The organism is Streptomyces sp. 891-h, from assembly GCF_022760275.1.
Taxonomy (GTDB): domain Bacteria; phylum Actinomycetota; class Actinomycetes; order Streptomycetales; family Streptomycetaceae; genus Streptomyces; species Streptomyces spirodelae.
Map to the genome: position 1 here is coordinate 1,913,600 of NZ_CP050693.1, position 13,092 is coordinate 1,926,691.

At 72.2% G+C, this 13,092-nt stretch carries 11 protein-coding genes and 1 pseudogene; 4 read left to right on the top strand and 8 right to left on the bottom strand.

Annotated features, from left to right (window positions below; translation table 11 throughout):
* Positions 1-59 precede the first annotated feature (59 nt).
* The 3 genes from recX to HC362_RS08070 form a co-directional block, all read right to left on the bottom strand.
* On the bottom strand, positions 60-776 hold the full coding sequence (gene recX, locus HC362_RS08060; RefSeq protein ID WP_243083234.1) for a recombination regulator RecX: 717 nt from the start codon (positions 774-776) through the stop codon (positions 60-62).
* A 3-nt stretch (positions 777-779) separates the two neighbouring features.
* On the bottom strand, positions 780-1,946 hold the full coding sequence (gene recA / locus HC362_RS08065; protein WP_243083235.1) for a recombinase RecA: 1,167 nt from the start codon (positions 1,944-1,946) through the stop codon (positions 780-782).
* 345 nt (positions 1,947-2,291) lie between these two features.
* Positions 2,292-2,486, bottom strand: a complete 195-nt coding sequence (locus HC362_RS08070; RefSeq protein ID WP_243083236.1) for a DUF3046 domain-containing protein — start codon at positions 2,484-2,486, stop codon at positions 2,292-2,294.
* A 79-nt stretch (positions 2,487-2,565) separates the two neighbouring features.
* Here HC362_RS08070 and HC362_RS08075 point away from each other — a divergent pair, with 79 nt between their 5' ends.
* Complete coding sequence (locus HC362_RS08075; RefSeq protein ID WP_243083237.1) at positions 2,566-3,471, top strand: hypothetical protein; 906 nt, start codon at positions 2,566-2,568, stop codon at positions 3,469-3,471.
* A gap of 64 nt (positions 3,472-3,535) precedes the next feature.
* Here the strand turns inward: HC362_RS08075 and HC362_RS08080 are convergent, their stop codons facing one another.
* From HC362_RS08080 to HC362_RS08090, 3 genes are all read right to left on the bottom strand, one after another.
* Positions 3,536-3,841, bottom strand: coding sequence for an AzlD domain-containing protein (locus HC362_RS08080; RefSeq protein ID WP_243083238.1), 306 nt, complete (start codon positions 3,839-3,841; stop codon positions 3,536-3,538).
* Positions 3,838-4,629, bottom strand: coding sequence for an AzlC family ABC transporter permease (locus HC362_RS08085; RefSeq protein ID WP_243088427.1), 792 nt, complete (start codon positions 4,627-4,629; stop codon positions 3,838-3,840). The genes HC362_RS08080 and HC362_RS08085 overlap by 4 nt, the downstream gene beginning before the upstream one ends.
* Positions 4,630-4,761: 132 nt before the next feature.
* Positions 4,762-5,619, bottom strand: coding sequence for an AraC family transcriptional regulator (locus HC362_RS08090; protein WP_243083239.1), 858 nt, complete (start codon positions 5,617-5,619; stop codon positions 4,762-4,764).
* Between the two features lie 84 nt (positions 5,620-5,703).
* Here HC362_RS08090 and HC362_RS08095 point away from each other — a divergent pair, with 84 nt between their 5' ends.
* Positions 5,704-10,584, top strand: a complete 4,881-nt coding sequence (locus tag HC362_RS08095) for a crosslink repair DNA glycosylase YcaQ family protein (protein WP_243083240.1) — start codon at positions 5,704-5,706, stop codon at positions 10,582-10,584.
* 99 nt (positions 10,585-10,683) lie between these two features.
* Here HC362_RS08095 and HC362_RS08100 read toward each other — a convergent pair whose 3' ends face one another.
* Positions 10,684-11,307 carry a MarR family transcriptional regulator gene (locus HC362_RS08100; RefSeq protein WP_243083241.1) on the bottom strand — a complete coding sequence of 208 codons (624 nt, stop codon included), beginning with the start codon at positions 11,305-11,307 and terminating at the stop codon, positions 10,684-10,686.
* Positions 11,308-11,463: 156 nt separating this feature from the next.
* Between HC362_RS08100 and HC362_RS08105 the strand changes: the two genes are divergently transcribed.
* A complete protein-coding gene (locus HC362_RS08105; protein WP_243083242.1) occupies positions 11,464-12,312 on the top strand; it encodes a DNA-formamidopyrimidine glycosylase family protein in 849 nt (282 codons plus the stop codon).
* Positions 12,313-12,401: 89 nt separating this feature from the next.
* A pseudogene (locus tag HC362_RS08110) lies at positions 12,402-12,906 on the top strand (SDR family oxidoreductase); the annotation flags it as partial.
* Here the strand turns inward: HC362_RS08110 and HC362_RS08115 are convergent.
* Positions 12,808-13,071: a hypothetical protein gene (locus HC362_RS08115; protein ID WP_243083243.1), complete on the bottom strand. Its 264-nt coding sequence runs from the start codon at positions 13,069-13,071 to the stop codon at positions 12,808-12,810. The pseudogene HC362_RS08110 and the gene HC362_RS08115 overlap by 99 nt on opposite strands.
* Positions 13,072-13,092: the final 21 nt, after the last annotated feature.

A 13,092-nucleotide genomic window follows, 5' to 3' on the forward strand; every position in this document is an offset into this window, starting at 1 on the left:
GGGGCCTCCCCCGGCCCCAGGTGCCGGTGCGCCCCGCCGTTCCGCCCCGAAGTGCGGCCTCACACGCCGGGGAAGTGCTCCTCCAGCAACTCCGGGTCCTCGCCCTCCTCCTCCAGCGCGCGCCGGACGACCCGGAGGGCGAGGCCTTCGGAGTAGCCCTTGCGGGCCAGCATCCCGGCGAGCCGTCGGAGGCGCTTTTCTCTGTCGAGCCCCCTGGTGGAGCGCAGCTTCCGCGCCACCAGGGCGCGTGCCGTCTCCTCCTCCTGCTCGGAGTCGAGCCGACCGACGGCCTCGTCGATCACTGTGGAGTCCACGCCCTTGGTCCGCAGCTCGCGGGCGAGCGCTCTGCGGGCCAGCCCCCGGCTGTGGTGCCGGGATTCCACCCAGGCGTCGGCGAAGGCGGCGTCGTCGATGAGGCCGACGTCCTCGAATCTGGCCAGCACCTCCTCGGCCGCCTCCTCGGGCACCTCCCGCTTGCTCAGCGCGTCGGCGAGTTGCCGGCGCGTCCTGGGCGTGCCGGTGAGCAGCCGCAGGCAGATGGCTCTGGCCCGCTCGACCGGGTCCTTCGGCTCGGCTTCCCGCTCCGGGGCCCGGTCCCCGGCCCGGCCCCGGCCCCCGCGCCGGGGTGACGCAGGCGATGGCCCCGCTTCGGCCCTCGACAAAGCGGGACCATCGCCGTCCTGGATGTCCGCCACGATGCCGTCGCCCCAAGGGGCGGAGGACGGCGGCGGGTCCGGGGAAGGGGTGTACTCCGGCCAGTCGCTGCGCCGTGTCACGGACTAGCTCTTGGCCGCGGCGGCCTTGGACGCCTTGCTCGTCTTCGCCGCCTTGGCCGCCGGGGCCGGAACAGCCTTGGCCGCTGCCGCTTCCGCGTCGTCCTTCCCGGCGGGAGCCGCTGCCGGGGTGCTGCCCGCGGCGTCCGCTCCGGGCTCGCCCGCCGGCTCCTGCGGCTGTACGCCGATACCCAGCTTCTCCTTGATCTTCTTCTCGATCTCGTTGGCGAGGTCGGGGTTGTCCCGCAGGAAGTTGCGGGCGTTCTCCTTGCCCTGGCCGAGCTGGTCGCCCTCGTAGGTGTACCAGGCGCCGGACTTGCGGATGAAGCCGTTCTCCACGCCCATGTCGATCAGGCCGCCCTCGCGGCTGATCCCCATGCCGTAGAGGATGTCGAACTCGGCCTGCTTGAAGGGCGGTGCCACCTTGTTCTTGACGACCTTGACGCGGGTGCGGTTACCGACAGCCTCGGTACCGTCCTTCAAGGTCTCGATGCGGCGGATGTCGAGCCGCACCGAGGCGTAGAACTTCAGCGCGCGGCCACCGGTGGTGGTCTCCGGAGAGCCGAACATCACGCCGACCTTCTCGCGGAGCTGGTTGATGAAGATCGCGGTGGTCTTGGACTGGTTGAGCGCACCGGCGATCTTCCGCAGCGCCTGGCTCATCAGCCGGGCCTGGAGGCCGACGTGGGAGTCGCCCATCTCACCCTCGATCTCGGCGCGGGGCACCAGGGCCGCCACCGAGTCGACGATGATCAGGTCGAGCGCGCCGGAGCGGATCAGCATGTCGGTGATCTCGAGGGCCTGCTCGCCGTTGTCCGGCTGGGAGAGGATCAGTGCGTCGGTGTCGACGCCGAGACGCTTGGCGTACTCGGGGTCCAGCGCGTGCTCGGCGTCCACGAAGGCGACCGTGCCGCCCGCCTTCTGGGCGTTGGCCACCGCGTGCAGAGTCAGGGTCGTCTTACCGGAGGACTCCGGTCCGTACACCTCGACGACGCGGCCGCGGGGGAGGCCGCCGACTCCGAGGGCCACGTCAAGGGCGGTCGACCCGGTGGGGATGACCTCGACCGGCTCGTTCGGCCGCTCGCCCATGCGCATCACGGCGCCTTTGCCGAATTGCCGTTCAATCTGCGCGAGCGCGGCGTCGAGCGCCTTCTCGCGGTCGGTTCCTGCCATGGGTGCCACCCGGTTGTTTGCTTGAGTCGATCGCTTCACGTCTCAAGACGCTAGCGCCTGCCACTGACAATCGGTCCGGACCCGCGCTCACTGGGCCGTGGCCTGAGCGGGCGTGCTCGCCGGAGTCTCTATAAGAATCCATGTTCGATTTTGGCGTCAAGTCACCCCGCCTTCCTGTGGAAAACACGGAAAACCGCAGGTCAGGAACGTGCCGGTACACGTGCCAGTGACCGTACGCCGAGCCCGGACCGCCCCGTTCATCCACCCCGTTCGTCATCCGGATACCGCCCCCGAAGGCGAAGAGCGTCACACGCACGGCCGGAGCGAAGCTCCGGTACGCGGGGCTCACCTCTTGTGCGCGGGGACCTCCATGACCTCGCACACCACGCGCCAGACGTCCTTCGCGTCCCAGCCCGCGGCGAGCGCTTCGTGCACCGTCCGGCCACCGAGACCGGCCATCACATGGTCACGCGCGAAGGAGTCGGCGTACGCCTCGCCGAAGTGCTCCGCCATCCGCTGCCAGAAGTCCGTCAACCGCATGACTCCAGTATCCCGCCCTCAAGGGTTGGCTCTCGCCGACAGCAGTGACCTGGCGACCGCTCGGGCCTACGGTCGGAGAATGGCTCCCTGTGGATCGGTTCTCTCCCGCGCGGAGAATTTCATCTGGCTGACAGCGCGCGTGCTGGAACAGCGGCGCTTCGAGCACGACTTCCTGAACGGCGACCCGAGCGCTGTCGAGACGGCCTTGGACGCCTACCGCAACGCCGACGGCGGCTACGGCCACGCGCTGGAGCCCGACCTGCGCGGTCCCGTGAGCCAGCCGCTGCACACCGCCGCCGCCGTGCGGGTACTGGACAGCATCGGCCGCTGCGCAGGACAGCGGGTGGAACGCATCGGCCGCTATCTGACGGCGGTCTCCACCCCTGAGGGCGCCCTGCCCGCCGTGCATCCCTCGCTGCGCGGCTATCCCGCCGCGCCCTGGATCCCGGTGCCGGACTCACCGCCCAGTGATCTGCTGGCGACCGGGCCGGTGGTCGGCACGCTGCACCGCAACAGCGTCTGGCACGCCTGGCTGTTCCGCGCCACCGACTACTGCTGGAACACCATCGAGACCCTGGACAAGACCCACCCGTACGAGGTGCGCGCCGCGCTCGCCTTCCTCGACGGCGTACCGGACCGCCCCCGCGCCGAGGCCGCCGCGGGGCGCCTCGGCACGCTGGTGCGCGAGCAGCGGCTGGTGGTGACGGACCCGAGGCGCACGGCGGACTTCCCGCTCCCCGACGGCTATGCGCCGGGCGAGTACTCCTACGTGACCGACTTCGCGCGCAGTCCCGATTCGCTGGCCCGCCGCTGGTTCTCGGACGCCGAACTGGAACGCGGACTCGACCACCTGCTGAGCCGCCAGCAGGACGACGGCGGCTGGGACATCAACTGGCGCAGATGGGCGCCCGGGACCGCTCTCGAGGGCCGCCCGCTGGTCACCCTTGAGGCACTGCACACCTTGCGCGCGTACGGGCGTCTTTAGTGCTTCGGTGACGGGCTCGGAGCCGGTCCAGTGCTCGCTCCGGCCCGAGCCCGTCACCGGGCGGCTAGCCCAGAGCCCGGATGCCTGCGGTGACCAGGACGGCGACGGCGACGACCGCCAGGAACGGTGCCCGCAGCACCAGCGCGACAGCAGCGGCGGCCAGCCCCGCGGCCCGGGCATCGAGCACCAGTGTCATCCGGTCGGCGAAGGTCTGCTGCACGATCAGCGCCGCGAGCAGCGCGACGGGCAGCAGCGCGGCCAGCCGCTGGACCAGCGGCCGCTCCAGCACCCCTGCGGGCACCGAGAGGCCGAGCAGCTTCACCAGGTAGCAGCCGAGGGCCGTGACTCCGATAGCGATCCACACACTCACCGGGACTCCTCCTTCGCTGTCCGCTCCCCGTCATGCTCCGCCTGCTGCCCCGAGAGCACTCCCCGCTGCCCGGAGAGCACTCCGCGGCCCGCCGGCAACCTGCGCGCCACAAGGACGAGGGGCGCCGAAAGGGCGGCTACCAGCACCGGCACGCCTGCCGGCAGCACGGGCAGCAGCCCCAGGCCCAGGACGACGGCGAGGCCCGCCGTCGTCCGCTCGACCCCGGTGCGCAGCATCGGTGCGAGGAGTGCGAGGAAAACCGCCGGTCCTGCCGCGTCCAGGCCCCAGGCGTCGGTGTCGCCCAGCGCTTCCGCGCCCAGCGCGCCGAGCAGGGTGGTGAGGTTCCAGAGGGTGAAGAGCGTCGCCCCGGTGACGGTGAAGCCCAGCCGGACCGCGTGCCGGCCACGCTGGGCCAGGGCGACGGCGGAGGTCTCGTCGATCACCCAGTGCGCCGCCGCGATCCGCGCACCGCCGCGCAGCCCCAGCAGCCGGGACAGCCGCAGCCCGTAGAAGGCGTTCCGGAAGCCCAGGAAGAAGGCACCGGCAGCGGCTGTCAGCGGGCCGCCTCCGGCGGCCAGCGCGCCGACAAGGGCGAACTGCGAGGCACCGGTGAAGACGAAAAGGCTCAGCGCGCACGTCTGGGCGAGGGAGATTCCGGCACCGGCAGCGGTGACGCCGAAGGCGAAGCCGGAGAGTCCGACGGCGATCCCGACGCCCAGCGCGTCCCGTACGACAGCGCGGTCGTCCCGGCCGTCCTGGGTGGGTTCTGACGGAGCCTGGTCGGACAGAGCTTGCTCTGACAGAGCCTGCTCGGACAGCGTCTGCTCGGATGCGTCCGGTATGCCGGTGGTTTCCGGGGCGGAGGCGTTTGGCGCCTCCGGTGGGTCGAAGGTTTCTCTCTGCTGTGGCACGCGCTCACGCTAGGAAATGGGGCGCCCCGCGTTCTTGTACGTTCTTGCACGTCCACGCCGGTAGGCGCCCGGCGGGACGCCGATGATCCGTCCGAAGTGCCGCGTCAGGTGGGACTGGTCGGTGAAGCCCACAGCGGTGGCGGTCTCGGCGACCGGGAGTCCCGCGTCCAGCAGGGCGCGCGCCCGGTGCACCCTGGCGTCCGTCAGCCAGGTGTGCGGCGGCATCCCGTACATCCGGCGGAAGGCGCGCAGCAGCGCGAAGGGGCTGGTCCCCAGTTCGGCGGCGAGATCCTCCAGGGACGGCGGGTCGGCCATCCGCTCCTCCAGGACCGCGCGGGCCCGCAGCGCGTACCGGGCGCCCGCCGTGTGGATCGTGCGTTCGGGCAGCGGGCCGCCGTGCAGTCGCAGCAGCCGGGCGACAACCGCGTGCATGAGGGTGTCGGCGGCCAGCGCGTTGCCCTCTTCCAGCGCCCGGTGTATGGCCTGCACCTGGCGGGAGGAGACGGGATCGTCGGCCGCCGCTACGTTGAATCCGGGGGTGCCCCGGATGGTGGTCGTCTCGGCCGCGATCCCGGCCACCAGGGAGGGGTCCGGGTAGAGGACCTCGTAGGACCATCCCTCGGGCGTTCCTGCGTGCCCCGTGTGCATCGTGTCCGGGTTGATCAGTGCCAGTCCTCCCGGGCCCACCTTGTGCACGTCTCCACCGTGGTGGAACGCCTCCACACCTTCGGTGATCGCGGCGATCACATAGGTCTCATGGGTGTGCCGCGAGAAGATCTTGCTTATGTAGCGGGCGCGCAGCAGGTCGACACCGGGCAGCTTCGGTGACTGCCAGTAGTGCGCGCTCTCCGTCTCCCCCTGGGCCATGCTCCCCATTCTCCGCCCGGCCCGGCACGGCCGCCCGCACCCGCGGCCCGGCCGCTGTCAGTGCCGTGCTGCACGATGGGGAGCATGGGTCGGACATCGGCGCTGGACGCCTTCTCACCGGCGACCCGTGCATGGTTCACGGGCGCCTTCAGCGAGCCCACCGCTGCTCAGGAGGGGGCCTGGCGTGCGCTGGCCGAGGAGTCGGACGCGCTGGTGGTGGCGCCGACCGGGTCGGGCAAGACGCTGGCCGCCTTCCTCGCCTCGCTGGACCGGCTCGCCGCTTCACCGCCGCCGGCCGACCCGCTCAAGCGCTGCCGGGTGCTGTACGTGTCCCCGCTGAAGGCGCTCGCCGTCGATGTGGAGCGCAACCTGCGCAGTCCGCTCACGGGTATCCGCCATGAGTCGCTGCGGCTGGGCCTGCCGGAGCCGGAGATCAAGGTCGGCATCCGTTCCGGTGACACCCCCGCGGCCGAACGGAGGTCCATCTCCCGCCGTCCGCCGGACATCCTGATCACCACGCCCGAGTCGCTCTTCCTGATGCTGACCTCCGGCGCCCGGGAGGCGCTCTCCGGCATCGAGACGGTCATCGTCGACGAGGTGCACGCGGTGGCCGGCACCAAGCGCGGCGCGCATCTGGCCCTCTCCCTGGAGCGACTCGATCACCTGCTGGAGCGCCCGGCGCGGCGTATCGGCCTGTCGGCCACCGTGCGCCCCGTGGACGAGGTGGCCCGCTTCCTCTCGCCGCGGAGGAACGCCGTGGTCGTGCAGCCGCCCTCGGGCAAGCGGTTCGAGCTCTCGGTCGTGGTGCCCGTCGAGGACATGGGCGAGCTGGGCAGCTCCCCGGCACAGGACGCGGCGGGGCCTGACGGCTCCGGACCGGGCGGGGGCGGCAAGCCGTCGATCTGGCCGTCGGTTGAGGAGCGGATCACCGACCTCATCCAGGAGCACCGCTCGACCATCGTCTTCGCCAACTCCCGGCGACTGGCCGAGCGGCTGTGCAACAGACTGAACGAGATCGCCTATGAGCGCGCCACCGGCGAGCCCATGCCGGAGGACCACTCCCCGGCCGAGCTGATGGGCAACGCGGGCGCGGTCACCGGTGCGCCGCCCCTGATCGCCCGCGCGCACCACGGTTCGGTCTCCAAGGAGCAGCGCTCCCAGGTCGAGGAGGACCTCAAGGCCGGCAGGCTGCCCGCCGTGGTCGCCACCTCCAGCCTGGAGCTGGGGATCGACATGGGCGCCGTCGATCTGGTGGTGCAGGTCGAATCACCGCCCTCGGTCGCCTCCGGGCTGCAACGCGTGGGGCGAGCGGGCCACCAGGTGGGTGCCGTCTCGGCGGGCGTCGTCTTCCCGAAGTACCGGGGCGACCTGGTGCAGTCCGCCGTGGTCACCGAGCGGATGCGCGAGGGCGCCATCGAGGCGCTGCGCATCCCGGCCAACCCGCTGGACGTCCTCGCCCAGCAGATCGTCGCCATGGTGGCGGTCGACTCCTGGGATGTGGACGAGTTGCTGGCCCTGGTGCGGCGAGCGGCCCCGTTCGCCGCGCTCCCGGAGTCGGCCTACACCTCGGTACTGGACATGCTCGCCGGGCGGTATCCCTCCGACGCGTTCGCGGAGCTGCGCCCGCGTCTGGTGTGGGACCGGGTGGCGAACACGGTCAGCGGCCGCCCCGGTGCGCAGCGGCTGGCCGTCACCTCCGGCGGCACGATTCCGGACCGCGGACTGTTCGGGGTGTTCCTGGCGGGTGCCGACCCGAAGAAGGGCGGCGGCCGTGTCGGTGAGCTGGACGAGGAGATGGTCTACGAGTCCCGGGTGGGCGATGTCTTCACCCTGGGCACGACGACGTGGCGGATCGAGGACATCACCCGGGACCGGGTGCTGGTCACCCCGGCGCCGGGGGTGCCGGGCCGGCTGCCGTTCTGGCGAGGTGACCAGTTGGGCAGGCCGCTGGAGCTGGGCCGGGCGTTGGGCGCCTTCCTGCGCGAGATCGGCTCGCTCACCCGCGAGCAGGCCGAGGAGCGGCTGGCGGCCTCCGGCATGGACGCGCTGGCGATCAGCAACCTGCTGGCCTACCTGGGGGAGCAGCGCGAGGCGGCCGGCCATGTGCCGGACGACAGGACGATCGTGGTGGAGCGGTTCCGCGACGAGCTGGGCGACTGGCGCATCGTGGTGCACTCCCCCTTCGGCGCGCAGGTGCACGCGCCGTGGGCGCTGGCCATCGGTGCCCGCCTGACGGAGCGGTACGGCATGGACGCCCAGGTCATGCATGCCGACGACGGTCTTGTGCTGCGGCTGCCGGACGCCGAGCTGATGGATCTCGACCTGTTCGACGGCGAGCCGCGTCCCCCGCGCACGCCCGGCCAGGAGCTCGGCCCGCTGCCCCAGGCCGGGCTCTCGACGGCGCAGGAGCCGGGTGCCGACTTGGACCAGCCGCCACTGGGTGTGAACGATGTGCTCTTCGACAAGTCGGAGATCGAGCAGACGGTCACCGACCAGGTGGGCAACTCGGCGCTGTTCGCGGCCCGTTTCCGCGAGTGCGCCTCCCGCGCGCTGCTGCTGCCTCGCCGCAGCCCGGGCAAGCGCACTCCCCTGTGGCAGCAGCGTCAGCGCGCCTCTCAGCTGCTGCAGGTGGCCAGCGAGTTCGGGTCCTTCCCGATCGTCCTGGAGGCGGTGCGCGAATGCCTGCAGGACGTGTTCGACCTGCCGGGCCTGACGGAGCTGATGGGCGATATCGAGTCCCGCCGGGTGCGGGTTGTCGAGGTCACCACAGCGGAGCCGTCCCCGTTCGCGCGCTCCCTGCTGTTCGGTTATGTCGCGCAGTATCTGTACGAGGGCGATTCGCCGCTGGCCGAACGCCGGGCCGCCGCGCTGTCCCTGGACTCACGGCTGCTGTCGGAGCTGCTGGGACAGGCCGAACTGCGGGAGCTGCTGGACGCCGACGTACTGCACGAGCTGGAGGCGGAGCTCCAGTGGCGCACCGAGGACCGCCGGCTCAAGGACGTGGAGGGCGTGGCGGATCTGCTGCGGCTGCTGGGCCCGCTCACGTCCGGGGAGTTGGCGGAGCGCGGGGCCGAGCCCGGCTGGGCGCCGGAGCTGGAGGCGGCACGCCGGGCCATCCGGGTACGGATCGGGGGGCAGGAGCACTGGGCGGCCGTGGAGGACGCGGGACGGCTGCGGGACGCGCTGGGTGCGGCGCTGCCCGTCGGCGTGCCCGAGGCATTCACCGAGCCGGTCGCCGACCCCCTGGGGGATCTGCTGTCGCGGTACGCCCGCACGCACGGCCCGTTCACTTCGGCCGACGCCGCTGCCCGTTTCGGGCTCGGTACCGCTGTCGCGGACGGGGCGCTGCACCGACTGGCGGCCGGCGGGCGGCTGGTGCAGGGCGAGTTCCATCCGTCCGGGATCGGCCAGGAGTGGTGTGACGCGGGCGTACTGCGCCGGCTGCGCCGCCGTTCCCTGGCGGCGCTGCGGCAGGAGCTGGAGCCCGTCCCCCCGCAGGCACTGGCTGCTTTTCTGCCGCAGTGGCAGCACGTGGGCACCAACAGCCTGCGCGGCGTCGAGGGACTGCTGCGCACGGTCGAGCAGTTGCAGGGAGCGCCCGTTCCGGCGTCCGCGCTGGAGAAGCTGGTGCTGCCGGGCCGGGTCGCGGACTACGCCGCCCCCATGCTGGACGAGCTGACCGCTTCCGGAGAGGTCGTCTGGGCGGGCGCGGGCGCGCTGCCGGGCAAGGACGGCTGGATCTCCCTCCACCTCGCCGAAACGGCCCCGCTGTTGCTGCCCGAGCCGCATCCTTTGGAGCTGACTCCGGTGCACCAGGCGGTGCTTTCCGCACTGGAGGGCGGATACGGTCTCTTCTTCCGACAGATCGCGGAACGGGCCCGCGCCGCGCAGCCGGAGGCGACCGATCCGCAGCTCACCGAGGCGCTGTGGGACCTGGTGTGGTCGGGGAGGGTCACCGGTGACACGCTCGCGCCGCTGCGGGCCCTGCTGGGTTCGGGCCGTACGGCGGGTTCGACGGCGCACCGCGCCAAGCGGCCGACACCGCGCGGGCGTTACGGGTCGTTCACCGCGGCGGCGGTGGCCGCGGGCAGCGGTGTGGGCCGCCGGGGTCCTGGGCGGGCGCCGGCTTCGGCTCCGCCGACCGTCGCGGGCCGCTGGTCGCTGCTGCCCGCCCCGGAGAGCGAACCGACCCACCGGGCCCACGCGCTGGCCCACACCCTGCTCGACAGGCACGGTGTGGTGACGCGCGGCGCGGTGGCCGCCGAGGGGGTGGAGGGTGGGTTCTCCGCCGCGTACCGGGTGCTGTCGGCCTTCGAGGAGAGCGGGCAGGCACGGCGCGGCTATGTGGTCGAGGGCCTGGGCGCCGCACAGTTCGCGATGGACGGCGCTGTGGACAGGCTGCGCGCCGTCAGTACGGCACGCGAACGGGAGGGCGGCGCCCTGGGTACGTTCCCAGACGGAGCTCAGGATGCGTACGCCGGATCGCGCGGGCGCGGCCGTTCGACCGGCGCCCGCACGGGGCCACGTGCGCTGCTGCTGGCTGCCGCCGACCCTGCGAACGCCTACGGGGCCGCCCTGCCCTGGCCGCCGCCCCCGCCCGGCGCCACGCACAAGCCGGGACGCAAGGCGGGCGCGCTGGTGGTTGTGGTCGACGGTGTGCTGACGCTGTACGTCGAGCGGGGCGGCAAGACGCTGCTCGCCTGGACGCACGGCCCCGAGACGCCCGAGGGCGTTGCCGGGGACGCGGAGCCGCTGTCGGCTGCGGGAATCGACGGCGAGGCCGGTGCCGCCCGGCTCACGGCCGCCGTCGAGGCGCTGGCCCTGGCAGCGCGCCAGGGTGCGCTGGGTACCGTCACTGTGGAGCGCGTCAACGGCACGGCGGCGCTCTCCTCACCGCTGGCCACGACGCTGGAGGCCGCGGGCTTCCACCCGACCCCGCGCGGCCTGCGGCTGCGTGCGGGTTAGCGGTTGTCCGCGCGCCCTCTCGGGGCGCGCACCCCTGCACCGCGCTTGGGGGCCGACAAGCGAGCCCCATGCGAGGTACGCGTGATCCGCCGGAAGGCTCTAGGCGTCCCCGCTCTCGTCGGCCTCGCCGTCCGCCTCGTAGGACCCGGTCGCCAGCATGATCTGGCGGAGCAGTCCGGCGAGGAGGCGTTGTTCGTGCCAGTCGAGCGCGCTGAACAGGCGGCGTTCCTCCTCGCCTGCCGCCTCGATGGCGGCGAGCCAGGTGGAGTGGCCCTCTTCGGTCAGTTCGAGTTCGTCGTCCTGCCCGCTTGCGGCAGCGCCCCTGCCGCCGGTGGCCGTACGGGTCACGAAGCCGCGCTTCTCCAGCACGTCCAGCCGTTCGGCCAGGGTGTTGGGGGCCGCCCCCAGGTCGAGGGCGAGTTGGGTCAGGTTCCTGCGTCCGCCGTGCCCGGCGAGCATGTGCAGCGCCTCGTGCTCCTCCCGGCGCAGTCCGAGCTCCGCCAGTGCGCGCTCCCCCGCACGCCGCAGGTGGTCGGCGAGGAACTGCATACGGGTGACGGCGCCCTCGATGTGGGGATTGAGCGAGGGCAGCACCGGCTGCCACCGGTCCACATGGTCGTCGACCCAGTCCCGCACTCCCTCGAGCGCGTCCCTCCGCTCGGCCTCGGCCTCTCCGTCCACGTCGAGCGCGTCGTGCTGTCGTTCATATCCCCACTGCCCCATGGCCCCGGATCGTATCCCGTGATCGTCTCCCACTTCTCCTCGCTGCCCCTGGTTGTGTCGGTGGCTCCTGCGATCATGGGCATATGTCCTCAAGGGCCGGTGAAGGCATGTGATGCCCCCAGCATGCCGGTAGATCATGGAAGGGATGGCGGTCGGATGCCCGAGGGAGACACCGTCTGGCGTACGGCGCGCACCCTGCACTCCGCGCTGGCCGGGCACGCGCTGACCCGTACCGATTTCCGGGTGCCCCGACTGGCGACGGTCGATCTGGCCGGCCGTACGCTGCTGGACGTCACCCCGCGCGGTAAACATCTGCTGATGCGGATCGAGGGCGGTCTGACGGTGCACTCGCACCTGGGCATGGAGGGCGCCTGGCGGGTCAGGGCCAATCCCGTGGGCAAGGACAGCCTCTCCGGTGGATTCGGGCCGTCCCATCAGATCCGTGCGCTGCTGGCCACCGGCGCGCACACGGCGGCCGGGATCCGGCTGCCCGTGCTCGAACTGCTGCGGACGGTGGAGGAGTTCTCCGTCGTCGGACATCTGGGCCCTGATCTGCTGGGTCCCGACTGGGACACGGCCGAGGCTGAGCGGCGGTTGCTCCGGGACCCGGAGCGGCCGCTGGTCGAGGCCCTGTTGGACCAGCGCAACCTGGCCGGCATCGGGAACGTCTACGCGGCCGAGTTGTGCTTTCTGGCCCGGACCTCGCCCTGGGCGCCGGTGGGTTCGCTGCCGCATCCGCTGCCCGCCCGGCTGCTCGCGGCGGCCAAGCGGCTGCTGGAGGCGAACAAGGACAGCGTGCGCCGACGTACGACCAACAGCCCGCGACCCGACCGCAATCTGGCTGTCTACGGCCGGGAGAACCGCCCCTGCTACCGCTGCGGTACGCCTGTCCGCACGGGCTCCCACGGGCCGCCGGAGCGTCCACGTACCGTCTGGTACTGCCCGCACTGTCAACCGCCACCGGCCGGCGCATCCCACAAGGGTCCAGCTCCGCAGACCAATTGACTACCCGCCAGCTTCTTCGGCGTCGTTCACCATGAGACTCCCGGGCACACGGCCGCCAACCGGCCCCCGGCAGGCTTCCGGCCTACGGCCTGACCGGACGCACCGCTCTGGCGACGGGCGCCGCCGGCGGCGGCCGCGCGACCGCCGTCCTGCTGGCGCAGGCGGGCGCAGCGGTGCACTGCGCTGACCGGGACGAGAAGGCTGACTCGCACAGCGGACTTGATCACGCAAGCCGGCGGCGAAGCCTGGACGCATCCGTCGGACGTAACCCGACCGCGCGGCGCTCGGCGCGGTCGACACCGGTTCCGCCGGGCTGCTGTGCTACGGGGCAGCCAAGGCCGCCGTGGTCCAGCTCACCAGGAGAGCCTCGCCACCGAAAACGGCGAGCACGGCATCCGGGTCAACGCGGTGGCACCCGGCTGGGTGCGCACTCTTATGACGTAATGGGACGACGCGGCGAGCCGCCGACGCGTCGAGGAGACGCTGTCGCGGATGTCACCGCCTGGGAGGGTCGGTGAGGCGCTGGAAGTCGCGCATACGGTGCTGCATCTGGCCTCGGACGCCGCGCCCTTCACGACGGGGCAGATCCTGCGCCACGTGTACGGGCAGCACGCTCAGCCCCCACCCCCCGGCCGTCACCGAGGCTTCGACCGGGCCGCCCTCCCCGACGGCCACCCGCCATATCGCGCACAGCCACCCGACGGCACAAGCGCTGCCGAGCACCCAGCGGCACAGCAGCAAGGGCCTCACAGCCGTCATGCCGCCACCTCCCGCGACGGT